Here is a 21,852-nt window from a genome sequence, read left to right on the forward strand (position 1 = left end):
ACATGGAACATAGCCTTCTTTCCATCGTAACCTTCTTGCCCCTCGTCGCGGCGGTCATCATGGCCGTGTTCCTGCGGGGCAATGACGAGGCCGCGAAACTGGCCGCCAAGCGCAGCGCGTTGCTGGTTACGGCAGCCACCTTTCTGGTGTCGCTGTTCATCCTGACGTCATTCGATCCGTCCAATCCCGATTTCCAACTGGTCGAGGAAGGCGAGTGGATGATGGGGCTGACCTACAAGATCGGTGTCGATGGCATCTCGGTCCTGTTTGTGTTGCTGACCACCTTCCTGATGCCGCTGGTCATCGCCGCCTGCTGGGGCGTCGAGCATCGCGTCAAGGAATACATGATCGCGCTTCTGGTGCTGGAAAGCCTGATGATCGGGGTCTTCGTTGCGCTGGATCTGGTGCTGTTCTACCTGTTCTTCGAGGCGGGCCTGATCCCCATGTTCCTGATCATCGGGATCTGGGGCGGCAAGAACCGCATTTACGCAGCGTTCAAGTTCTTCCTCTATACCTTCCTCGGGTCGGTGCTGATGCTGGTCGCCATGGTTGCGATGTATGTCGATGCGGGCACCACTGATATCCCCAGCCTGCTGGCCCACCAGTTCAGCACCGAGACGCTCAACCTCTTCGGCTGGCACATCGTCGGCGGTTTGCAGACGGTGTTGTGGATTGCCTTCTTCGCTTCGTTCGCCGTCAAGATGCCGATGTGGCCGGTCCACACATGGTTGCCGGATGCGCACGTGCAGGCGCCGACCGCCGGGTCGGTGGTGCTGGCCGCGATCCTGCTGAAGATGGGGGGCTATGGCTTCCTGCGGTTCTCTCTGCCGATGTTCCCGGTCGCGTCCGACCTGATGGGGCCGTTCGTGATGTGGCTGAGCGTGATTGCCATCATTTACACCTCGCTTGTAGCGATGGTGCAGGAGGACATGAAAAAGCTGATTGCCTATTCGTCGGTCGCCCATATGGGCTATGTCACCATGGGGATCTTTGCCGCCAACCAGCAGGGCGTGGACGGTGCGATCTTCCAGATGCTCAGCCACGGTTTCGTATCGGGCGCGCTGTTCCTGTGCGTTGGTGTGATCTACGACCGCATGCACACCCGCGACATTGACGCCTATGGCGGGCTTGTGAACCGGATGCCTGCTTATGCGATGGTCTTCATGCTGTTCACCATGGCCAATGTCGGCCTTCCGGGCACCTCTGGCTTCGTCGGGGAATTCCTGGTGCTGATGGGCGTCTTCCAGGTGAATACATGGGTCGCGCTGTTCGCCGCGACCGGGGTGATCCTGTCGGCGGCCTATGCCCTGTGGCTGTATCGCCGGGTGGTCTTTGGCGACCTGATCAAGGAAAGCCTGAAGTCCATCACCGATATGACCCCGCGCGAAAAATGGATCTTCGCACCGCTGATCGCGATGACCCTGCTTCTGGGTGTCTACCCGAGCCTTGCAACCGATGTGATCGGCCCCTCGGTCGAAAACCTGATCCACCATTACGACGTGGCGCTGGAGCATTACGAGCCCAACACCGCCGTCGCCGCCAGCCACTGAGGAAACGTGATGATTGGTTCCGATATCGCCATTCTCCTGCCCGAGATCATCCTCTCCATCTTCGCGATGCTGGGGCTTCTAGCTGCGGTCTACACCACCAAGGACGGCATGGCGCCGCTTCTGGTCTGGCTGACGGCGGCGCTGCTGGCCCTGATGGGCCTTTATATCGGCATGAGCGGGAACGGCACGCAGATCGCCTTTGACGGCATGTTCATCAGTGACGGCTTCGCGCGTTTTGCAAAGGTAGTGATCCTGCTGTCGGCGGCCACGGTGCTGCTGATCGGCAAGGATTACATGCAGCGCGACGACCTGCTGCGCTTTGAATATCCGATGCTGGTCGTGCTGGCGACCGTTGGCATGATGGTCATGGTTTCTGCCGGAAACCTGATGACGCTCTACATGGGGTTGGAGCTTCAGTCGCTGGCGCTCTACGTCGTGGCCGCGCTGCGCCGTGACTCGGTGCGCTCGACCGAGGCGGGTTTGAAATACTTCGTCCTCGGCGCGCTGTCCTCGGGCATCCTGCTTTATGGGGCATCGCTGACGTACGGCTTTGCCGGAACCACCGATTTCGCTGGCATAGTGCACGCCGCGCAAGGTGACGTGTCGCTCGGTCTGGTCTTCGGTCTGGTCTTCATGATCTCGGGCCTCGCCTTCAAGGTCTCTGCCGCGCCGTTCCACATGTGGACGCCGGATGTCTACGAAGGTTCGCCCACGCCGGTCACCGCCTTCTTTGCTACTGCGCCCAAGATGGCGGCCATGGGCCTGTTGGCCCGGCTGGCCCACGACGCGTTCGGCAATGTGGTGGGCGACTGGCAACAGGTGATCGCACTGCTGGCCGTTCTGTCGATGTTCGTCGGCGCGATTGCCGCCATCGGGCAGACCGACATCAAGCGCCTGATGGCCTATTCCTCGATTTCGCATATGGGCTTCGCCCTGATGGGCCTTGCCGCCGGCGATACGCAGGGTGTCTCGGCCATGCTGATCTATATGGCGATCTACGTGACGATGAATATCGGCACCTTTTCGTTCATCCTGTCGATGGAAAGGGATGGCCGCCACGTGACCAATATCTCGTCGCTGAACGCTCTGGCCTCGCGCGAGCCGGGCAAGGCGCTGGCCTTGCTGATCCTGATGTTCTCGCTGGCCGGTGTGCCGCCGCTGGTTGGCTTTTTCGGGAAATACGCGGTGCTGGTCGCTGCGGTCAGTTCCGGGCTGAGTTGGCTGGCTATCTTCGGTGTGATCGCCTCGGTCATCGGCGCGTTTTACTACCTGCGCATCGTCTACTACATGTATTTCGGCGAAGAGCGCGAGGGGCTGGACGGCAAGATGGGGCCGCTCGCCTATGTCGGTCTGATGGCCGCCGCCGCGATCATGCTGCTGGGTGTCATCAACATGTTCGGTGTGGACGGTCTGGCACAGGCCGCAGCCGAGACGCTGGTGCGCTAGACCGGTGTTCGACTGGCCCCAGGGCGTGGGCCGCCGGGTGCTTGCCAGCGTTGACAGCACCATGGCCGAGGGCAGGCGCCTTGCGCCCTCGCTTGCCGGTCCTGAGTGGATATTGGCCCATGAGCAGACGTCAGGCCACGGTCGCCGGGGGCGGGCGTGGTCGTCGCCCAAGGGAAATTTCTTCGCCTCTCTCGTCATGCGCCCGACGGAGTCGCCCGACAAGGTCGCCCTGCGCAGCTTTGTCGCCGCGCTGGCCCTGCGGGACGCGTTGGTCGCGGTTACGGGGCGTGAGGCAGGGCTGGCGCTGAAATGGCCCAATGACGTGCTTCTCAATGGCGGCAAGGTCGCGGGTATCTTGCTGGAAAGCCTTGGGGCCGGGCAGGGGGTGTCGCATCTGGTGATTGGTATTGGCGTAAACCTTGCAGCAGCCCCGGATGCGCGCCTGCTGGAACAGGGCGCCGTTGCCCCGGTCAGCCTGCAAGGCGAGACCGGGATGCGGGTGGCGCCGGACGCCTTCCTCGACTTGCTCGCGCCCGCTTATGCCCGGTTCGAGACCCAGTTCACCACCTATGGTTTTGCGCCGATCCGCACGGCGTGGCTGGCGTCGGCGGCCCGTTTGGGCGAGACTATTACGGCGCGGACCATGGCCGAGACAATGACAGGCCGGTTCGAGACCATTGATGCTGCGGGCAACCTGATCCTGCAAACGGCCAAGGGGCAACGGGTCATCCCGGCCGCCGACATCTTCTTTTGAGCGCCTTGGGAGGGACGCCCATGCTTTTGGCCATCGACACCGGCAACACCAACACCGTCTTTTCGATCTGGGACGGACGGCAGATCCTTGCGACCTTCCGCACAACCACGGAACATCAGCGCACGGCAGACCAGTATTTCGTCTGGCTCTCGACTCTGATGGCGCACAAGGGCCTGAGCGTCGATATCACCGATTGTATCATCTCGTCGACCGTACCGCGCGTGGTCTTCAACCTGCGTGTTCTGTGCGACCGTTACTTCGATTGTCGTCCTCTGGTGGTGGGCAAACCCGACTGCGCGCTGCCAATCGCGCCGCGCGTCGACGAAGGCACGCAGGTGGGGCCGGACCGGCTGGTGAATACGGCAGCGGCGTTTGACCGCCATGGCGGTGACCTGATCGTGGTGGATTTCGGCACCGCCACCACGTTTGACGTGGTGGCCCATGACGGGGCCTATGTCGGGGGTGTCATCGCGCCGGGCGTCAACCTCAGCCTCGAAGCCCTGCACCACGCGGCGGCTGCCCTGCCACATGTGGACGTGACCAAGCCGCAGGCGGTGATCGGCACCAACACGGTGGCCTGCATGCAGTCGGGCGTCTTCTGGGGCTATGTCGGTCTTGTGCAGGGAATCACCGAGCGCATCCGCGCCGAATATGATAAGCCGATGCGGATCATTGGCACTGGCGGCCTCGCGCCATTGTTCTCGCAAGGCGATGTGCTATTTGACGTCATCGAGGACGACCTGACGATCCACGGCCTGACCGTGATCTATTCATACAACAAGGAAAACGGGCACATATGACCTCCCCTTCACGACTGATCTATCTTCCCCTCGGCGGCGCGGGGGAGATCGGGATGAATTGCTATGTCTACGGCTTTGGGCCGCAGGGGAAGGAGCGCTTCATCCTTGTCGATCTGGGCGTGAGCTTTCCGGATATGGACGGCACGCCCGGCGTCGATCTGATCCTGCCCGATGTATCGTGGCTGGCCGATCGCGCCGACCGGGTGGACGCGATCTTCATCACCCACGCCCATGAAGACCACGTTGGGGCGCTTGGCCAACTTTATCGCCACTTCCCCAAGGTGCCGGTCTATGCGCGGGTTTTCACCGCCAATATCGCCACCCGCAAGATGGAAGAGGCAGGGCAAGATCCGGCGATGGTGCAGGTCGCGCCGGTTTGGCCGCAGACGGTCACCGCTGGTCCCTTTACCGTTGGGTTTGCACCGACGGCACACTCTATCCCCGAGGCGTCGGCGCTGGTGATTGACAGCCCCGAGGGCCGTGTCGTGCATTCCGGCGATTTCAAGATCGACCGCGATCCGCGCGTGGGCGAACCCTTTGACCCGGTGATGTGGGACGAGATCGGCAAATCCGGTGTTCGGGCGCTGATTTGCGATTCAACCAATGTTTTTTCTCGCCACGAAGGCCGCAGCGAAAGCGACCTGCCCGCCCCCATCACCGAGCTGGTCGCCAATGCGCGTGGCATGGTGGTGGCCACGACCTTTGCCTCGAACATCGCGCGGGTCAAGACGCTGGCCGAGGCGGGCCGCGCCGCCGGGCGCACCGTTTGCCTGATGGGCCGGGCGATGAAGCGGATGGTGACGGCGGGGGTGGAAACGGGTGTGCTGACCGATTTCCCGCCGACCGTCAGCCCCGAGGAAGCCACCCAGATTCCGCGAGAGAACCTGATGCTGATCGTCACCGGCAGCCAAGGCGAGCGTCGCGCGGCCTCTGCCGCGCTGTCGCGGGGCAAGTATCTGGGCCATGAGCTGAAAGAGGGCGACACGTTCCTGTTCTCGTCCAAGACCATTCCGGGCAACGAAGTCTCTGTCGGGCGCATCCAGAATGCACTGTCAGAGATCGGGGTGGAGATCGTGGACGAACAGAGCGGGTTCTACCACGTTTCCGGCCACGCCAACCGGCCGGACCTGCAACGTATGCACGGGCTGGTCAAACCGCAGATTCTGGTGCCTAACCACGGTGAACATCGCCACCTGCGCGAACATTGCCGCGTCGGGGCCGAAGGTGGGCTGACGCCGATTTTGGCGCCCAACGGGTCGATGGTCGAACTGTCGGGCAACGCCCCGAGCGTGGTCGAACATATCGAGGTGAGCCGCACCTATCTTGATGGTTCGCGACTGATCGGGGCGCTGGATGGCGTCGTGCGGGACCGGATGAAACTGGCTCTGAATGGCCTGGTTGTTGTGGCGATCATCATCGACGAAGATGACGAGCCGCTGGAAGATTGTTGGGTGGAACTGCGCGGTTTGCCCGAAATGGCGGGCAACGAGAGCGTTGCCGACATGATCGAGGACCAACTGTCCGAGGTGCTGCCGCGCCTGGACAACAAGACCGTCATGGATGATGGGAAACTGGAAGAGGCGGTGCGCCGCGTCGCGCGTCAGGTCTGCGTATCCGAAATCGGGCGAAAGCCGGAAGTGACCGTTATCATATCACGGCTCATGTCCGCCTGACAGGGACGCGACAACCGGATAAGAAAAAGGGGCGCTCGCGGCGCCCCTTTTGCCGTCTCAGGCGGCGTCTTCGTTTTTGTCGGACCCGTCAGACTGGGTCTGATCCTCGTCGTCGGCGGGGGTCTCTTCAACGGCTGACGGCGCGTCCCCGCGCCGTTCGGCAAAGCTGAGCGCGATGAAGTCCGGCATGTGATCGCCCATGCCCACGATCGGACCGCCGCGGCGCCCGTTCGACGACCGGCGCGACTCGTTGCGGTCGGATTTCTTGCGGGCGGGTTTGGCGGGGTCGCTGGCTGCGGGGGCGTCCGGTGTCTGGGGGCTTTCCGGCGCGGTTTCCCTGGTCGGGGCGTCCTCGGTCTTCTTTGCGCGCGACCGGCGGGCCCGCGCGGGCTTCTCGGCGCTGCTCTTGCCGTCGTCTTCGTCGCGCTTGCGCCCGCCAGCACCGTCAGTCGGCTGCCATGGGGCCTCTGCGCGCGGAATCGGTTGTTCGATCAGATTCTCGATCGCGGTCAACAGCTTGTCGTCCGAGGGCACGGCAATCATTATCGTGGTGCCCTTGCGCCCGGCGCGGCCGGTGCGACCGATGCGGTGCACGTAATCTTCGGCATGGCTGGGAACGTCGTAGTTCAGCACATGGCTGACATTCGGGATGTCGAGCCCGCGTGCCGCCACATCCGAGGCGACGAGGTATTTGATCGAGCCGTCGCGGAACCCGTCGAGCGTGCGCGTCCTGTGCGACTGGTCAAGGTCGCCATGGATCGGTTCGGCGTTGTAGCCATGTGTTTTCAGAGACTTGGCCACGACATCCACGTCCACCTTGCGGTTGCAGAAGATGATCGCGTTGGTGCAGCCATCGCCCTCGGCGTTGATGATCGCGCGCAGCATTTCGCGTTTCTGCTTGGCGGTCTGGTCGCGGCGGGTCGGTTTGAATTCCACCAGCTTCTGCGTGATCGTGTCCGAGGTCGTGGACTGGCGCGCGACTTCGATCTTGGCGGGATTCGACAGGAACGTGTTGGTGATCCGCTCGATTTCCGGTGCCATGGTGGCCGAATAGAACATGGTCTGGCGGGTAAACGGCGTCAGGCCAAAGATGCGCTCGATATCTGGGATAAAGCCCATGTCGAGCATCCGGTCGGCCTCGTCCACCACCATGACCTTGACGTCGGACAAGATCAGTTTGCCGCGCTCGAAATGGTCGAGCAGGCGTCCCGGCGTGGCGATCAGCACATCGACGCCCTTGTCGATCAGGGCGTCTTGTTCCTTGAAGCTGACACCGCCAATGAGCAAGGCCTTGGTCAGCTTGAGGTGCTTGGCGTAGATATCGAAGTTCTCGGCCACCTGCGCGGCCAGTTCCCGAGTCGGGCACAGCACCAAGCTGCGCGGCATCCGGGCGCGGGCGCGGCCACGGGCCAGCATGGTGATCATTGGCAACGTAAAGCTGGCGGTCTTGCCAGTACCGGTTTGCGCGATCCCCAGAACATCGCGACCTTCGAGGGCGTGGGGGATGGCACCGGCCTGAATCGGGGTCGGCTCTTCATAGCCGGCCTCTGCGATAGCCTTGAGAACCTTGGGGTTAAGGTTGAGATCAGTGAATTTCGTCATATGCGTCCAGTCTTGCGGGGGGATGCCCCGCATCGGGTGAATGGAGCGCATGTGCAACGTCGCGCTCCGCGGATAAGGTCGTGCGCGTTCCGCACGGCTGACAGTCTGATAATTGATATGAGGTTATTGGTCAAATCCCGGTGATTTCATCGGGTGGCGGATTGTTGCCCCGGTGTCGCGCCAATCCCAAAGAGGGCGGGTGGCGCATGGATTTCGATGGCCCCCTGTGGCCCGATCATGGTGGCGGAAAGGCCGTTTCGCGCTGCATGGGCCAGCATCCCCTCGCTCAATACAATCATTCCGAGCGTGTCATTGCGACAGTCGCCATGTGGGCAGCTATAGCGCCGGGGCAAGCGGCGAAATGGCAGGCGTCGCCCATCTTGCCATACCTCGCGCGGGCGCAAATGATGAAGGCCATCGCGGCGGTGGCTGATGATCAAGGCCAACACCGTCTGATCCCCATCCGTAGCCCGCAGAACATGGCCATAGAGAACATGATGCGGGTGGTGGGAAACGACACCTTGCGGCCCAACCTGCCCGACGAGTCCGCTGGTCTGTAAAACGAACTCGCCGCCTGCTGAGGAGCAGGCGGCGAGGAAAACGCAAAGTACCAATGACTTCCACATATAAGCCATCTAGCGCGGCTAGGTTAAAGTCCAGTTAACGTAGCGTCACTAAACCATCATTTCCTTGGTCGCCGACAGCGTGATGTCGGGATAATCACGGGCAACACGGTCGATATCCCATTGCAGCCGCGTCAGGAAAACCGGGTCGCCGTCGTTGTCGGTGGCCATGTGCTGCTTGTTGGCGGCGGCGAATTTCTCGACGGCTACCCGCTCGCCCAGCACCCATCTTGCGCTGGTGAATTGCGTCGGCTCAAACCGCACCGGCAGGCCGTATTCCATCTCGATCCGGCTGGCCAGAACCTCGAATTGCAGGGCACCGACTACACCGACAATAAAGCCCGAGCCGAAGGTCGGTTTGAAGACCTTGGCCGCGCCTTCCTCGGCGAATTGCATCAATGCCTTGTCGAGGTGTTTGGCCTTCATCGGGTCGCCTGCACGGCAGGCCTGAAGCAGTTCCGGCGCAAAGCTGGGGATGCCGGTAAAGCGCAGCGCCTCACCCTCGGTCAGCGCGTCGCCGATTCGCAATTGCCCGTGGTTCGGGATGCCGATGATGTCGCCCGCCCATGCCTCTTCCGCCAATTCGCGGTCCGAGGCGAGGAACAGCACCGGGGCCGACACGGTCATCGGCTTTTTGGAGCGGACATGGGTCAATTTCATGCCGCGGTGGAAATGCCCGGACGCAAGCCGCACGAAGGCCACCCGGTCGCGGTGCTTGGGGTCCATGTTGGCCTGCACCTTGAAAACGAAACCCGAGACTTTCGTCTCTTCGGGTGCCACTTCGCGCGGGGTCGCGGTCTGAACCTGCGGTTCGGGGCCATAACCCGCGATGCCCTCCATCAGTTCCTTGACGCCGAAGCTGTTGATGGCAGAGCCGAACCAGATCGGGGTCAGGTGACCTTCGAGGAAGGACTGGCGGTTCAAGGGCGGCAGCAGTTCGCGGGCCATCTCGACCTCTTCGCGCAGCTTGTCCAACAGGTCGGCGGGAACGTGTTCTTCCAGCAGCGGATCGTCCAGACCTTCGATCTTGATCGACTCCGCCACCTTGTTGCGGTCGGCCCGGTCCATCAGTTCCAGCCGGTCGTTGAGCATGTCATAGCAGCCCAGAAAATCTCGTCCCATGCCGATGGGCCAGCTGGCTGGCGTCACGTCGATGGCAAGATTTTCCTGAATTTCGTCTATGATATCAAAGACGTCGCGGCTTTCCCGGTCCATCTTGTTACAAAAGGTCAGGATCGGCAGGTCGCGAAGACGGCAGACTTCGAACAGCTTTTGGGTCTGGCTTTCCACGCCCTTCGCGCCGTCGATCACCATGATCGCGGCATCGACGGCGGTCAGGGTGCGATAGGTATCTTCGGAAAAGTCGCTATGGCCCGGCGTGTCCACAAGGTTGAAGCGATACTTGCCGAAATCAAACGACATGGCCGAGGCCGAGACTGAAATGCCCCGGTCTTTCTCCATCTGCATGAAGTCCGAGCGGGTGCGCCGTGCCTCGCCCTTGGCGCGCACCTGCCCGGCCATCTGGATGGCACCCCCGAAGAGGAGGAATTTTTCCGTCAGCGTCGTCTTGCCCGCGTCGGGGTGCGAGATAATCGCAAAGGTCCGACGGCGGGCGATTTCGGTCGGCAATTCGGGTCGGTTCGAGGCACTGTCCAGCATGGGGCCGCGTATAGGCACGGGCAGGGAGCTTGGCAAGATCAAGGGCGTCAGTGCGGCCGGGAGATCAAGACGTCGCAAGGCGGTGCGCGCAACAGGTCCGTGGCCACGCTGCCCAAAAGGGCGCGCGCCCCACCGACACGGCCATGCGCCCCGGCGGTGACAAGCTGTGCCCGGGCGGCCCGAATTTGCTCGGTCAGGACCATGAGGACGCTACCGGGCTGGATCAGGGTCTGGGCGCATTGCTCGGGCAGCGGGGTAATGTCGCGCCAGCGGCGATCCTCTTCTTCGGCCTCTTGCCGAAAGCTCAACTCGATCTCACCCACGCCCTGCCCAGAGGCCGACATCAGCCCGCTGAAGGGAACGTGAAAGGCGTGAAGCGGCAGGATCGCCGCGCCGGGGGCGAGGGTTGCGGCCTCTTGCATTGCTGCGGTCGAGGCGGGCGAGAAATCCGTGGCGCCGAGCACGGTGTCATAATCGTGATCCACCCGGTCGGCCACGATCAGCACCGGGCAAGGGGTCAGCCGGACGATGCGCTGCGACGTGGTCTCGCGCAGGGCGTCGAGGAACGGGCGGGGCCTGTGTGTGCCCATCACCAGCAGGTCGGGGCGCCGCTCGGTCACCAATGCCACTAGATCGGCGGTTGGATCGCCCGTATCCACGATGATTTCGCAAGGCACGTCGCCCGCGATGTCCTGCGTGAACCGTTCCAGCGCGGCGCGGCTGGCCGTCTTCATCCCGGCCACGATATCGGCGGGCGGGGCATCGTCCACGACATGGCACACCACCACCCGCGCGCCCTGTTGGGCGGCAAGCCGGAAGGCACGCCGGAGCGCCCGGTCGCCACGAGCAGACATGTCGGTGGCAGCCACGAAAAGCTTGGTCATGGTCAAGTCCCTCTCTTCCCTATCCTGTCTCGAGATGGGTTTGCGCCCCGCGAAGCGCAAGGGCGCACTTTCTGTTTGCCGCCTTCACGGGGCGGCCTACCTTCGACGTAACGCAAGTTGGATGGGAAGGCGGGCAGATGGGTGGACCTGTGCTGATTGTGGGCAGCGGCCCCAATGCGGTGGACTGCTTGGACTGGGATCTTTCCGGGTTCACGGCAGTCGTTGCCATCAACAACGCGTGGCGGGTGCGTCCCGATTGGACCCATATCATTTATCCAGAAGATTTTCCGGCAGAGCGCAGGCCCGCCGAGGTGGCGGCCGGTCAGACCGTGGTGACGGCGGAAGAGTATGTGCCCCACCAGAACCGTTTTGGCGGGGTGGTCTATGCGGGTGGAACCATGGCCTTTACCGCCGGATACTGGGCGCTTGGGGCGTTGCGGCCCTCGGTCATGGCGTTTCTCGGCTGCGACATGGTCTATCCTGCCAAGGGCAAGACGCATTTCTACGGAACGGGTGCCGCCGACCCATTGCGCCAGGACGTGACGTTGCAATCCTTGGAGGCAAAGTCCGCGCGACTGATGCTGCTGGCGGCTGCCGCGGGCTGTCGTTGTGTGAACCTGTCGTGCGCGCCGCAATCGCGCCTCGTCTTTCCGCGCGCCACTCTCGACGCTCTGCCGCTCGGTGTCACCAGCCGGATGCCCGACCTGCAAGCGCCGCTGAGCCGCGAGACGGATCTGGGCTATGTCGTGCCGTCGGGCCGCTATTGGGAAGTCGAGAAAACCTTCGATCGCGGGGCGGTTGCCGCACTCGATCAGCTATGGCTGGCGGCGCATAGCTCCTACCAAGAGAGGGGCGGGCAGGTGGCCTAGTCTTCGCGGCCCCGGCTGGCGCGGGTCAGACGCTCGGCCGGGTCGCCGTCGTCACCCAAGGCGCTGCGGTCCACCTCCAGATCATTGGACAACATGCGGTCGGCGTCGGTCTGTTCGACGTTGATATGCGGGGGCAGGGCGGCGCGGGTTTGCGGTGTCACCAGCAGGCTTTCGACCGCCACGCCCTCGGCATAGATGATTTCGTGCGCATCGAACAGGATCTGGTAGCTCTCGATATGTCCGCCTTCCTCGCGCTGGACCGTTGTGCCGTTTACCAGATGCGCGGCCTTGACCAACACTTCCGAGCGGCCGGTGCCGATTTCGTCGCGGCGTTGCCAGATGAAAAGCCGGTGATGCGGGAAAAGGCGCAGGTCGTTGGCGACATTCAGCGTGCCTTCGCTGATGCGGATGGGGGCGAGTGCGCCGGTCGCACGTTGCACCTGTGGGCCGATCCAGCGGATTTCCTTTGGCCCATGGTCGCGCGTCAGCAATTGATCGCCTGCCTTCAGCTCTTCGACCCGGCATTGCCGTCCGTTGGCCATGGTCAGACGGGTGCCGGATATGAAGCTGACAGACGCGATGTCAGCTAGCCGGGCCGGTGCGCTCTGGGTTTCCGAGGCCACCACCTCGTATTCTCCGCGCGGCGCCAGCGGGGCGAGCGGCAGAAAGACCCGCGTCGTCTCGGCGTCGCCCGAAATGGTCAGGATCAGCAATTCGACCAGCGTTCCGCCCGGTGCCATCATCGAATGGCACACGTCCAGCACGACCCGGTCGCCGGGCTGCCCGACCTGCGAACCATCGGCCACCTCGGTGCCACCCGGCCCGTCCCAGATGGACAATTGCCGCGTCACGGCCTCGCGCCGCAGGCGATAGCTGTCGCCGGGGACCACGTCGTTGATGCCCCCCATCGGATCGCCTTCATTGGCCCCCCAATGCACGGTCAGATCGGCGGCGGGATAGGTCGGAAAGCTGAACTGGGCGGGACGGCGCGGCATGGAAGCTCCATCAATCAGGGCGTGCCCATGGCTAGTCCGGTGGGCAGGCAAGGGTCAAGCAGGCAGAAGGTGGCAGGTACCGGGGAAGGGTGCTAAACCCATCGTCAATGTCACACAAACAGGGAGTGGGGCCGAGATGGACCTGGGAATTTCCGGAAAACGGGCGTTGGTTTGCGCGTCCTCCAAGGGGTTGGGGCGCGGCTGCGCCGACGCTCTGGCCGCGGCGGGCGTTGATCTGGTGATGAATGCACGAGGGACCGAGGCACTGGACGCAACGGCCGAGTCGATCCGGGCCGCGCATGGGGTTTCCGTAACCACGATCGCCGCCGATATCACGACCGAGGCAGGCCGCGCCAAGGTGCTGGATGCGGCCGGGCAACTGGATATCCTCGTGACCAATGCGGGCGGCCCGCCGCCGGGGATCTGGTCGGATTGGGAGCGAGAGGACTTTATCAAGGCACTCGATGCCAACATGCTGACGCCGATTGCCCTGATGAAAGCGCTGCTGCCGGGCATGATGGATCGGGGCTGGGGCCGGGTCGTCAACATCACCTCGCAGTCGGTCAAGGCCCCCATCGCGGCGCTTGGGCTGTCCAACTCGGCCCGCGCGGGCCTTACCGGCTATGTCGCGGGCACATCGCGGCAGGTTGCGGGCAACGGTGTTGTCATCAACAACATGCTGCCCGGCATTCACGCCACGGATCGGGCGATTTCCCTCGATACCGGCGTGGCCGAAAGCCAAGGCATCACGCTGGACGAGGCAAAGGACAGGCGCGCCGCCACCATCCCGGCAGGCCGCTACGGCACGCCAGAGGAATTCGGGGCGATGTGTGCCTTCCTGTGTTCGCAACATGCCGGATTTATCGTCGGCCAGAACATCCTGCTGGATGGTGGCGCCACGAACAGCACACTCTGATCACCTGCGCCTCTTGCCGCAAGCCGCTGAGTCTTGGGGATAGCTTTGTGAATAACGGGCCGCATTTGCGGCCCGTTTTCCTGTGCGGAGGCCCGGAAAATCAGCGTCAGGGGCCGGGTGCGAACACATCGTGATCGTTCCTCAAAAATGAGATGATCAAAAAATTCAAAACCAAGGAAGCAGCAGTCAGATCAGCAGAGCTCTCACTGAAGAAATGCCAACAATGCTATCGACAAAGATTCCCATTTTACGACAAAGTGCCTGAAATTTCTTGTAAGGTTCTGGTAGAAATTTCATTATTTCCATAAATCTTCAGATTTAGGACCGAAAGGAACCTATTCAGGGTGTTCGACGATTGTCCGCGATCAAAAAAAGTGATCAAACTTGGGGTAAGGCCGTCAACCTGGCCGGAAATCCCCCTTGATTTGCATTGATTGATTTTCAAGGCTCGGGATCGGGCGACGCAGGCGAAACCGCAGGATTGTTTTTCTGTGGATAACCCTGTGTATTGATGTGAATCAAAACGTGAGTCCAAGTCAATATCAAGCAGAATTGAGGTGTCGCTTTAAAGCGACTCGTGGCGCTGATCGTGACGAATGCGCGGGGTGGGCTGTCTGCCGACGCGCTTGAAACCGCTGCGCGGGGCTGCTACGCGGCTTACCTGACGGTATTGATCGGAAACCCGCCACGTGCAACCTGCTCCCCGACTTGATGTCCAGAACCTGACCTGCGCCTTTGCCGGGCGCACAGTGTTGCGTGACGTATCGCTGACGGTTGCACCGGGCGAGGTCATGTGCCTGCTCGGGCCGTCGGGATGCGGCAAGACCACGACCCTTCGGATCATCGCGGGGATCGAGCGGCAAAGTTCCGGAACGGTTCGCGTCGATGGGCGGACCTTGGCCGATGGTGATTTGAACCTGCCGCCCGAAGCGCGCGGCGTCGGTCTCATCTTTCAGGACTTCGCCCTGTTCCCCCATTTGTCGGTCGCGCAGAATGTTGCCTTCGGGCTGAGTGGCACGCGCAGCGACAAGGCGCGTCGTGTGGACGAATTGCTCGCGCGGGTCGACTTGAAAGGCTACGGCGACAAGGCCCCGCATATGCTGTCGGGGGGCGAGCAGCAGCGCGTGGCGTTGGCCCGCGCCTTGGCACCGCGCCCCGGTGTGATGTTGATGGATGAACCCTTCTCGGGCCTTGACAACCGCCTGCGCGATGGCATCCGCGACGAAACGCTGGAATTGCTGAAGGAAGAGGGCACGGCGGTGGTGCTGGTCACCCACGAACCCGAAGAAGCGATGCGCATGGCCGACCAGATCGCGCTGATGCGCGGCGGGCGGATCGTGCAGCAAGGGGCACCTTACAACATCTACAACGCACCGTGCGATCGGGATGCGGCGGCGTTCTTTTCGGATGTGAACGTGATTTCGGGCACCGTGAAGGGCGCGCTGACGGATACGGCCTTTGGTCAATTCCTTGCCCCCGGCCACCCCGATGGCACCGAAGTGGACATTATTTTTCGTCCTCAACATGTGAAGATCGACTTCGACCGTGGCGGACGCGGCCCCAATCCGACGCCGCTCGACGGGGTGCCCGCACGCGGTATCGTCGAGCGCGCCCGCTTCATGGGGCACGAAAGCCTTGTGGAATTCCGTATGGATTTCAATAATCAAATCCTAAAGGCCACGGTGCCCGCCGTGTTCTTGCCCAAGCCCGGTATGGCCCTGTGGCTGACGATCCGGCGTGATCGCTGCTTTGTGTTCGCCAAGCGCCCGGACACAACCACTGGGCGATGACCCGCATTTTCTGCGCCCCTGTGACAGATTGGGGCTTTGATCCGGCCCGCAGAATCCATAGGTATAGGCGACACTACTTGCGGAGGAGGCCCGAGCGGCCCCCCGGATAAGGGAGACTGACATGCTCAACAATATTGGCCTGCCGGGCCTGCTGCTGATCGCGGTTGTTGTCCTCGTGCTGTTTGGCCGGGGCAAGATTGCGGGCCTCATGGGTGAGGTCGGCAAAGGAATCACCGCCTTCAAACGCGGCGTGAAGGATAGCACCGAGGAAATCGAAAACGCCTCGGACGAGGGCGAAGCCGCCCGCGACGTGACCCCGGAACGGGATCGTGAAAACGCCTGATCCCCGGCTGGGGGTCTGCACAAATGGTCTGAGGGTCTGCCATGTTTGACATCGGCATGTGGGAATTGATGGTCGTGGGGGTCGTGGCGTTGATCGTCGTGGGGCCCAAGGACCTTCCCAAGATGTTCAGAACGCTGGGTCAGGTGACCGGGCGCATTCGCGGGCTCGCGCGGGAATTCCAGACAACCATGAACGCTGCGGCCAGTGAGTCCGGCCTCGATGACATGGCCAAGGATCTTCGGCGTGCTACGGATGTGACCAAAGACCTGCGCAAGATGACAAGCCCTCGGAAGATGGGGCTTGATGCCCTCAAGGATGCCGCGGCGCCGGCAGAAAAATGGACGCCCAAACAAGGCCAGGAACCGGCGAACGAGACCGAACGCCTGGCCCAACAGCGTCTTCAGGAACAGCGCGACCGGGCCGAGGCCGCCACGGCCCGCGCCGATGCACGGGCCGCCGCCGAAGCGGCGGAAGCCGATGCGACGGCGGCTCTCTCAGAAGAAGACCTTCCGCGGGCCGAGGCCCGCACCGGAACCTCCGACACATGACAAAAGACGACATGGAAGACAGCTCTGCGCCGCTGATCGAACATCTGGCTGAGCTTCGCAATCGGCTGATCTGGTCCGTACTGGCCTTCGTGATCGCCATGATCTTGTGTTTCACGGTGGCCGAACCCATCCTGAACTTCCTGTTTCAGCCGATCGCGGACATCCTGCATGAACGCGGCGAAGACGCGCGGCTGATCTTCACGGCCCCGCAAGAGAAATTCTTTACCCTTGTGCGGGTGTCGGTGGTCATGGGGCTGGCCCTGTCCTTCCCCGTCATTGCCTACCAGATGTGGCGGTTCGTGGCGCCCGGTCTCTACAAGACCGAGAAGATGGCGTTCCTGCCGTTCCTGGTCGCCTCGCCGTTGCTGTTCATCGCGGGCGCGTGTTTTGCGCATTTCGTTGTGACCCCACTGGCAATGCGCTTCTTCATCGGGTTTTCCGACGTGATCCCGGCTTTGACGAGCCTTGTGACGGGAATGCCTTCTGAGACAGGGGACACGGCAGCGCAAGCGACAGACGGAATCCAGACAGTCTTCCTCGGGTCGGTCAAGGAATCGCTCGATCTGGAACTGAAATTCATCCTCGCCTTCGGCATCTGTTTCCAGTTGCCCGTGCTCTTGACCCTGATGGGAAAGGCCGGGTTGGTTTCTGCGGAAGCGCTTGGAAACATGCGGAAATACGCGGTCGTGGGCATTCTGGTCCTCGCCGCCGTGGTGACGCCCCCTGATGTCATCACGCAGCTCATCCTCTTCACCGTGGTCTTTGGCCTGTATGAAATCTCGATTCACCTTGTGCGGATGGTCGAACGCAAGCGCGAGCGCGATTTGCGGGCCGAGGGGCTGTGGGTCGACGATGAGGACGAGGATGAGGATACCGGGGAGGAGTCCGGGGAGGCCGGCAAATGACCGAAACCGCCCTGCTGTCACGGATCGCAGAGGCGCTGGAACGGATGCGCCCGGCACCGGCCGCCGCCCCTGACTGGCACGGGGCCGAGGCCTTCGTCTGGCATACCGACCCGGACCGGCTGGTGCCTGTCGACAGGGTGAACCGGGTGGACCTGTCGCTGCTTCTGGGGATCAACCGGGCACGCGACATCCTGATCGACAATACCCGCCAGTTCGCCGCCGGCTTGCCTGCGAACAACGCCCTGTTGTGGGGATCGCGTGGCATGGGAAAATCGTCTTTGGTCAAGGCGGTGCACGCCACGGTTCAAGCCGATCACGAGACGCTAAAACTTGTCGAAGTGCAGCGCGAGGACCTTCCTTCGATCGGCCGCCTGCTGACCTTGCTGCGTGACGCCCCGGCGCGGATCATCCTTTTCTGCGATGACCTGAGCTTTAGCCACGACGACCAGCATTACAAATCGCTCAAGGCCGTGTTGGACGGTGGTGTCGAAGGGCGGCCTGAAAACGTGATTTTCTACGCCACGTCGAACCGCCGACACCTGATGCCGCGCGACATGATCGAGAACGAACGTTCAAATGCGATCAACCCGTCGGAAGCGGTAGAAGAAAAGGTGTCGCTGTCGGACCGGTTCGGCCTGTGGTTGGGGTTTCACCCCTGCTCGCAGGACGACTATCTGGCGATGATCCGGGGCTATTGCGATGCCTACGGGGTGAAGGTCGATGACGAAACCCTTCGGGCCGAGGCCATCGAGTGGCAAGCCACCCGCGGCGCCCGGTCGGGCCGAGTGGCGTGGCAGTATTTCACCGATCTGGCCGGCCGCAAGGGCATTCGGGTCTGAAAGGGGAGCGGGACGGCTGTTGTCACTTGGCTCTGGCTCGGGGCACTTGCTTGGTCCACACTTCATCGGCATTTTTCCAAAGCTTCCGAAGATGGCGCACTAGGTTACCAAGATGATTTTCAACATTCTCCATGACCAAGGCATCCATGAGAAAAAGCTTTCGAAGTATTTTGGGCGGCATGCTGTGTATGACGGGCCACAAGTCTTTGAGTATCCCCTTCTGTTGCTTGGATTCACCAACCGCTGCGGATCGAACCTGCTTGCGGGCTATCTCCGGTCTTTGCCCGAATTTTCCGGGTTCAACGAACAACTGAACTTCGACTCGGTCATGCGGTGGTCGAATCGCGAGGGGGTTCGCACCTTTCCCGACTACATCCAGCATGTATCGAGGAAAAAGCCACGGTATGGTTTCAAAGCCTCCGCTGATCAGATCGCAATGCTTTTTCGCTTCGGAATCACTCGGATGTACCCGTCGGTGCGGGTCTTGCACATCAGGCGGCGGGACGTCCTGGCGCAGGCGGTATCCTATTCGATTGCGGACCAGACCAAGCAATGGATTTCGAGCCACGAAAAGCAGGGGGAAGCGTCTTATGACCGCAAGGATATCGAGGGTCGATTGAACGGGTTTGCTCGGCAGAATGAGGCGCTGAGGATTGCCGCTCAGGTCTTTGGCTATGCCTATGAAAGTGTGGACTACGAAGATTTGACCGCAGACTCCCTCGGGACGGTGCAGAAGGCATGTCGCTTTTTCGGGACGGCAGAACCGGAAGCTCTGGGTGCCCCTTGGGTGGAGCGCCAAGGTGACAGTGTCAACCAGAGGTTTATCGAGCTATACTGCCGCGACGTGTTTCCCGGTTGATCCGGTCGGGGGCACCCTGCTTTGGAGGCTATTCGATATACGGCGTCGGATCGACTGAGTCGAAGCCCTGCCGGACCTCGAAATGCAGGAAGGCGGGGTCGCCCGTGCCGACATCCGCAATGTTCTGGCCACGGGTGATCTGGTCGCCGCGCTCTACCCGGATATTGTCGATATTGGCATAAACCGTCAGCAGGTTGCCCGGATGGCGCAGCACCAGGATCGGCACCTGATCGGTGTCGCGGGTGATGGCCGCCACGGTGCCATCGGCGGCTGCGCGCACCGGGGTGCCGACGCTTGCCGCGATGTCGATGCCCTCGTTGCCACTTGAATAGGGCCGGGTGATTGCGCCGGGCACCGGCCGCTGCATCTGCGGACCGTTGCTCGCGGTCTCCTCGGCGGTTTCGTCGGGCGTTGGCGTTGGCGCCTGCATGTCGGGCGCGTCCGGCAATTCGGCGGTCTGAATGTCATCAGGCAGCGGTTCAGCGGCAGAGGGCGGCACCGGCGTGACCGAGTTGCCGGGCGTGCCGCCGTCAGCCTCGGGTGCTGCCTGGTCAAGCACCAGCGGAATGATCAGGAACTGCCCTTCATGCACGGTCAGATCGGGGCCAAGACCGTTCCAGTCGGCCAGAGAACGGACAGACACACCGTAGAGCCGGGCCACCGAATAGGCCGTTTCGCCGCGGGCCACACGGTGGCGCACCGGTTCCGCGCCGCCCTGAACCTCAACCGGGGCCGGGGCCGACGGACCGCTTGCCGCCGGGCTGTCGGCATCGGCGCGGTCGATTGCGGCCGAGGCGATGGCGGTGATGTCGTTGGCCGACCCGCCGCCCGGCGGGGTGATCCGGCGGGGCAGGGCCAGAACCTCGCCGTCGCGCAACAGGTCGCTCTGTTCACGCCCGTTGAACCGGGCGAGTTCTCCGGCGTCCATGCCAATTCGGTTGGCCACCGTCGACAGGATGTCGCCACGGCGGGCGACGACGACCTGATAGGTCGGATAGGTGATCAGGCCGAACTGGTCCGGTTCGGGCCGCGGGGCGGTTTCCGACGCGGCCGGGGTCGCAGAGGTGATGCCATTGTTGCGCATGTCAAAATCGAACCCGCCGGGCGAGGTGCAGGCCGCGATCAGCGGCAAGGTCAGGCCAAGGGCAATCAACGGAAGTCTGGACATCGGCTCGGGCACCTCGAAATCGGTTTTGATAAAGCCCCGCGATCCGGGGTCGTGCCGCGTCAAATACTGCGCGGAAGTCGCAAGGGTTCTACACGCGAATCGCCACGATGTTCCAGCCCCAAGCCCGGCTCAGTCCGGCGCGCGGCCTTCGATCAGCGGAACGAAGCGCACCGGGCAGAGTTCCTGATACTCCAGACCTTGGGCGGTGCGGGTGACCTTGATCAGGCTTTGCACCGCGTCCGACTGGCCCACAGGCAGCACCATGATGCCGCCTTCGCGCAGTTGCGCCAGCAGGGGACCGGGCGGGTCTTCGGCGGCGGCGGTCACGATGATACGGTCAAACGGCGCCTGTTCAGGCAGGCCAAAGCTGCCATCGCCGGTCAGGATCGTGATATTGTGCAGGTCGAGATCGTCGAACAGCTTTTCGCATTCGCGCGTCAGGCGGCGGTGGCGGTCCACGGTATAGACGCGCCGGGCAAGGTGGCTGAGGATCGCGGCCTGATAGCCCGAGCCGGTGCCGACCTCCAACACCTTGTCGCGCGGCTGCACGTTCAACGCCTGCGTCATCAGCCCAACGACAGAGGGCTGACTGATGGTCTGGCCCGAGGAAATGGGCAGGGGCATGTCGTCATAGGCACGGTCGGCGAAATGGCCCTTTACGAACAGACCCCGGTCGACCTTTTCCATGGCGCCGAGCGTGCGCGCATCCGTGACGCCCTTCGAGCGAAGGGCGAACAGGAACTGCATCTTCTGCTCGGCGTCCCAACTCATTCGAGGCGCGCTTTCAGGTCGCTCAGCAGATCATGCGCCGTCAGGTCGGCGCGCAGCGGCGTGATCGAGATATAGCCGTCCAGATTTGCCTGGGCGTCGCTGTCGGGCGCGGTGGGGTTGTGCTGGCTGCCGCCAGTGATCCAGACAAAGCGGCGCCCGTTGGGGGCGGCATGGGGCTGCGCCGAAAAATGTGTGCCCCGTCGATAGCCCTGACGCGCCACGCGGCGGCCCTTGACCTGACTGGCCGCGACAGGCGGAAAATTCACGTTGTAGAACACGCGATAGTCTTCCTCGTCCCAATGGCCGTGGTCCAGCAGGGTGCGCACGGTTTCGGCGCCGTGGTGCAGGGCGGCCTCGAACGGATCGTCCAGTTGCAGGTTCTCGGGGCCGAAATACTGTGACAGGGCAATCGAGGGGACGCCCTGCAAAGCGCCTTCCAAGGCGGCCCCGATGGTGCCGGAATAAAGCACGTTTTCAGCGGCGTTGTTGCCCCGGTTCACCCCGGACAGGATCAGGTCGGGCTTGCTGTCCTTCAGGATCTCGTGGATCGCGGCCAGCACGCAATCGGCGGGGGTGCCTTCGGTCGTGTAGCGATAGGCGCCAAGGCGCGAGACCAGCGTGGGGTGAACATAGCTGATACAATGGCCTACGCCCGACTGTTCAAAGGCGGGGGCCACGGTCCAGACCTCGCCATCGGGTCCGGCGACGTCGCGAGCGATGGCCTCCATCACCTCTAGCCCGGGGGCGTTGATGCCGTCGTCATTGGTGATGAGAATGCGCATCGTGTTGCCCCGTGCCTGTTGCCTTTCCGCCCTGTTATCCGAGGGGAAAGGTCAGGTCAAAGGGTTGCGGGCGCGG

The 21,852-nt window shown here is 62.6% G+C and carries 21 protein-coding genes; 14 read left to right on the top strand and 7 right to left on the bottom strand.

Translation table 11 applies throughout. The annotated features are described in order from the left end of the window. Window positions 1-2 precede the first annotated feature (2 nt). Genes BKY27_RS06675 through BKY27_RS06695 form a run of 5 tightly spaced genes read left to right on the top strand, consistent with a single transcriptional unit; the run spans window position 3 to window position 6,223 of the window. Window positions 3-1,550 carry an NADH-quinone oxidoreductase subunit M gene (locus BKY27_RS06675; protein WP_071673664.1) on the top strand — a complete coding sequence of 516 codons (1,548 nt, stop codon included), beginning with the start codon at window positions 3-5 and terminating at the stop codon, window positions 1,548-1,550. A 9-nt stretch (window positions 1,551-1,559) separates the two neighbouring features. Beyond that, window positions 1,560-2,996, top strand: a complete 1,437-nt coding sequence (nuoN, locus tag BKY27_RS06680) for an NADH-quinone oxidoreductase subunit NuoN (RefSeq protein ID WP_071673665.1) — start codon at window positions 1,560-1,562, stop codon at window positions 2,994-2,996. 4 nt (window positions 2,997-3,000) lie between these two features. Continuing rightward, window positions 3,001-3,750, top strand: coding sequence for a biotin--[acetyl-CoA-carboxylase] ligase (locus BKY27_RS06685; RefSeq protein WP_071673666.1), 750 nt, complete (start codon window positions 3,001-3,003; stop codon window positions 3,748-3,750). A gap of 20 nt (window positions 3,751-3,770) precedes the next feature. Continuing rightward, window positions 3,771-4,550, top strand: coding sequence for a type III pantothenate kinase (locus BKY27_RS06690; RefSeq protein ID WP_071673667.1), 780 nt, complete (start codon window positions 3,771-3,773; stop codon window positions 4,548-4,550). Next, window positions 4,547-6,223 (top strand): ribonuclease J, encoded by a 1,677-nt coding sequence (locus tag BKY27_RS06695; protein ID WP_071673668.1) that lies wholly within the window; start codon window positions 4,547-4,549, stop codon window positions 6,221-6,223. The genes BKY27_RS06690 and BKY27_RS06695 overlap by 4 nt, the downstream gene beginning before the upstream one ends. A gap of 57 nt (window positions 6,224-6,280) precedes the next feature. On the opposite strand, the gene BKY27_RS06700 is transcribed toward BKY27_RS06695, so the two are convergent. After that, complete coding sequence (locus BKY27_RS06700; RefSeq protein ID WP_084667878.1) at window positions 6,281-7,825, bottom strand: DEAD/DEAH box helicase; 1,545 nt, start codon at window positions 7,823-7,825, stop codon at window positions 6,281-6,283. A gap of 206 nt (window positions 7,826-8,031) precedes the next feature. Here BKY27_RS06700 and BKY27_RS06705 point away from each other — a divergent pair, with 206 nt between their 5' ends. After that, entirely contained in the window at window positions 8,032-8,385 is a 354-nt protein-coding gene (locus tag BKY27_RS06705) for a hypothetical protein (RefSeq protein WP_071673669.1), read from the top strand. Between the two features lie 114 nt (window positions 8,386-8,499). On the opposite strand, the gene BKY27_RS06710 is transcribed toward BKY27_RS06705, so the two are convergent. Then, window positions 8,500-10,107: a peptide chain release factor 3 gene (locus tag BKY27_RS06710; protein ID WP_071673670.1), complete on the bottom strand. Its 1,608-nt coding sequence runs from the start codon at window positions 10,105-10,107 to the stop codon at window positions 8,500-8,502. 47 nt (window positions 10,108-10,154) lie between these two features. Further along, window positions 10,155-10,991, bottom strand: coding sequence for a universal stress protein (locus tag BKY27_RS06715; protein ID WP_071673671.1), 837 nt, complete (start codon window positions 10,989-10,991; stop codon window positions 10,155-10,157). A 137-nt stretch (window positions 10,992-11,128) separates the two neighbouring features. Here BKY27_RS06715 and BKY27_RS06720 point away from each other — a divergent pair, with 137 nt between their 5' ends. Further along, complete coding sequence (locus BKY27_RS06720; RefSeq protein WP_071673672.1) at window positions 11,129-11,860, top strand: hypothetical protein; 732 nt, start codon at window positions 11,129-11,131, stop codon at window positions 11,858-11,860. On the opposite strand, the gene BKY27_RS06725 is transcribed toward BKY27_RS06720, so the two are convergent. Further along, window positions 11,857-12,855: a Hint domain-containing protein gene (locus tag BKY27_RS06725; protein ID WP_071673673.1), complete on the bottom strand. Its 999-nt coding sequence runs from the start codon at window positions 12,853-12,855 to the stop codon at window positions 11,857-11,859. The two genes, BKY27_RS06720 and BKY27_RS06725, sit on opposite strands and share 4 nt — an antisense overlap. 136 nt (window positions 12,856-12,991) lie before the next feature. Here BKY27_RS06725 and BKY27_RS06730 point away from each other — a divergent pair, with 136 nt between their 5' ends. The 7 genes from BKY27_RS06730 to BKY27_RS06760 all read left to right on the top strand — a co-directional run bounded on the left by BKY27_RS06730 (window position 12,992) and on the right by BKY27_RS06760 (window position 19,055). Beyond that, window positions 12,992-13,771: an SDR family oxidoreductase gene (locus BKY27_RS06730; protein ID WP_071673674.1), complete on the top strand. Its 780-nt coding sequence runs from the start codon at window positions 12,992-12,994 to the stop codon at window positions 13,769-13,771. Between the two features lie 689 nt (window positions 13,772-14,460). Further along, window positions 14,461-15,561 carry an ABC transporter ATP-binding protein gene (locus BKY27_RS06735; RefSeq protein ID WP_071673675.1) on the top strand — a complete coding sequence of 367 codons (1,101 nt, stop codon included), beginning with the start codon at window positions 14,461-14,463 and terminating at the stop codon, window positions 15,559-15,561. 121 nt (window positions 15,562-15,682) lie between these two features. Continuing rightward, complete coding sequence (locus BKY27_RS06740) at window positions 15,683-15,904, top strand: twin-arginine translocase TatA/TatE family subunit (RefSeq protein WP_071673676.1); 222 nt, start codon at window positions 15,683-15,685, stop codon at window positions 15,902-15,904. 41 nt (window positions 15,905-15,945) lie between these two features. Further along, window positions 15,946-16,452 (top strand): Sec-independent protein translocase protein TatB, encoded by a 507-nt coding sequence (tatB, locus tag BKY27_RS06745; protein ID WP_071673677.1) that lies wholly within the window; start codon window positions 15,946-15,948, stop codon window positions 16,450-16,452. Further along, window positions 16,449-17,357 (top strand): twin-arginine translocase subunit TatC, encoded by a 909-nt coding sequence (gene tatC, locus BKY27_RS06750; protein ID WP_071673678.1) that lies wholly within the window; start codon window positions 16,449-16,451, stop codon window positions 17,355-17,357. The genes tatB and tatC overlap by 4 nt, the downstream gene beginning before the upstream one ends. Continuing rightward, entirely contained in the window at window positions 17,354-18,196 is an 843-nt protein-coding gene (locus tag BKY27_RS06755) for an ATP-binding protein (protein WP_071673679.1), read from the top strand. Before tatC ends, BKY27_RS06755 begins: the two co-directional genes overlap by 4 nt. Window positions 18,197-18,308: 112 nt before the next feature. Continuing rightward, window positions 18,309-19,055, top strand: a complete 747-nt coding sequence (locus tag BKY27_RS06760) for a Stf0 family sulfotransferase (protein WP_071673680.1) — start codon at window positions 18,309-18,311, stop codon at window positions 19,053-19,055. 28 nt (window positions 19,056-19,083) lie between these two features. On the opposite strand, the gene BKY27_RS06765 is transcribed toward BKY27_RS06760, so the two are convergent. From BKY27_RS06765 to surE, 3 genes are all read right to left on the bottom strand, one after another. Further along, window positions 19,084-20,223: a peptidoglycan DD-metalloendopeptidase family protein gene (locus BKY27_RS06765; protein ID WP_071673719.1), complete on the bottom strand. Its 1,140-nt coding sequence runs from the start codon at window positions 20,221-20,223 to the stop codon at window positions 19,084-19,086. A 129-nt stretch (window positions 20,224-20,352) separates the two neighbouring features. Then, the gene (locus BKY27_RS06770) at window positions 20,353-20,994 is read right to left on the bottom strand and encodes a protein-L-isoaspartate(D-aspartate) O-methyltransferase (RefSeq protein ID WP_071673681.1); all 642 of its coding nucleotides are present in this window, start codon (window positions 20,992-20,994) and stop codon (window positions 20,353-20,355) included. Beyond that, entirely contained in the window at window positions 20,991-21,776 is a 786-nt protein-coding gene (gene surE / locus BKY27_RS06775; RefSeq protein WP_071673682.1) for a 5'/3'-nucleotidase SurE, read from the bottom strand. The genes BKY27_RS06770 and surE overlap by 4 nt, the downstream gene beginning before the upstream one ends. Window positions 21,777-21,852 lie beyond the last annotated feature (76 nt).

The sequence above is a fragment of the Nioella nitratireducens genome (genome assembly GCF_001879715.1).
GTDB lineage: Bacteria > Pseudomonadota > Alphaproteobacteria > Rhodobacterales > Rhodobacteraceae > Nioella > Nioella nitratireducens.

Coding starts and splice junctions, on each gene's coding strand:
- BKY27_RS06675 (WP_071673664.1), top strand. CDS start 3: ATGGAACATAGCCTTCTTTCCATCGTAACCTTCTTGCCCCTCGTCGCG.
- nuoN (WP_071673665.1), top strand. CDS start 1,560: ATGATTGGTTCCGATATCGCCATTCTCCTGCCCGAGATCATCCTCTCC.
- BKY27_RS06690 (WP_071673667.1), top strand. CDS start 3,771: ATGCTTTTGGCCATCGACACCGGCAACACCAACACCGTCTTTTCGATC.
- BKY27_RS06695 (WP_071673668.1), top strand. CDS start 4,547: ATGACCTCCCCTTCACGACTGATCTATCTTCCCCTCGGCGGCGCGGGG.
- BKY27_RS06700 (WP_084667878.1), bottom strand. CDS start 7,825: ATGACGAAATTCACTGATCTCAACCTTAACCCCAAGGTTCTCAAGGCT.
- BKY27_RS06705 (WP_071673669.1), top strand. CDS start 8,032: ATGGATTTCGATGGCCCCCTGTGGCCCGATCATGGTGGCGGAAAGGCC.
- BKY27_RS06710 (WP_071673670.1), bottom strand. CDS start 10,107: ATGCTGGACAGTGCCTCGAACCGACCCGAATTGCCGACCGAAATCGCC.
- BKY27_RS06715 (WP_071673671.1), bottom strand. CDS start 10,991: ATGACCAAGCTTTTCGTGGCTGCCACCGACATGTCTGCTCGTGGCGAC.
- BKY27_RS06720 (WP_071673672.1), top strand. CDS start 11,129: ATGGGTGGACCTGTGCTGATTGTGGGCAGCGGCCCCAATGCGGTGGAC.
- BKY27_RS06725 (WP_071673673.1), bottom strand. CDS start 12,855: ATGCCGCGCCGTCCCGCCCAGTTCAGCTTTCCGACCTATCCCGCCGCC.
- BKY27_RS06730 (WP_071673674.1), top strand. CDS start 12,992: ATGGACCTGGGAATTTCCGGAAAACGGGCGTTGGTTTGCGCGTCCTCC.
- BKY27_RS06740 (WP_071673676.1), top strand. CDS start 15,683: ATGCTCAACAATATTGGCCTGCCGGGCCTGCTGCTGATCGCGGTTGTT.
- tatB (WP_071673677.1), top strand. CDS start 15,946: ATGTTTGACATCGGCATGTGGGAATTGATGGTCGTGGGGGTCGTGGCG.
- tatC (WP_071673678.1), top strand. CDS start 16,449: ATGACAAAAGACGACATGGAAGACAGCTCTGCGCCGCTGATCGAACAT.
- BKY27_RS06755 (WP_071673679.1), top strand. CDS start 17,354: ATGACCGAAACCGCCCTGCTGTCACGGATCGCAGAGGCGCTGGAACGG.
- BKY27_RS06760 (WP_071673680.1), top strand. CDS start 18,309: ATGATTTTCAACATTCTCCATGACCAAGGCATCCATGAGAAAAAGCTT.
- BKY27_RS06765 (WP_071673719.1), bottom strand. CDS start 20,223: ATGTCCAGACTTCCGTTGATTGCCCTTGGCCTGACCTTGCCGCTGATC.
- BKY27_RS06770 (WP_071673681.1), bottom strand. CDS start 20,994: ATGAGTTGGGACGCCGAGCAGAAGATGCAGTTCCTGTTCGCCCTTCGC.
- surE (WP_071673682.1), bottom strand. CDS start 21,776: ATGCGCATTCTCATCACCAATGACGACGGCATCAACGCCCCCGGGCTA.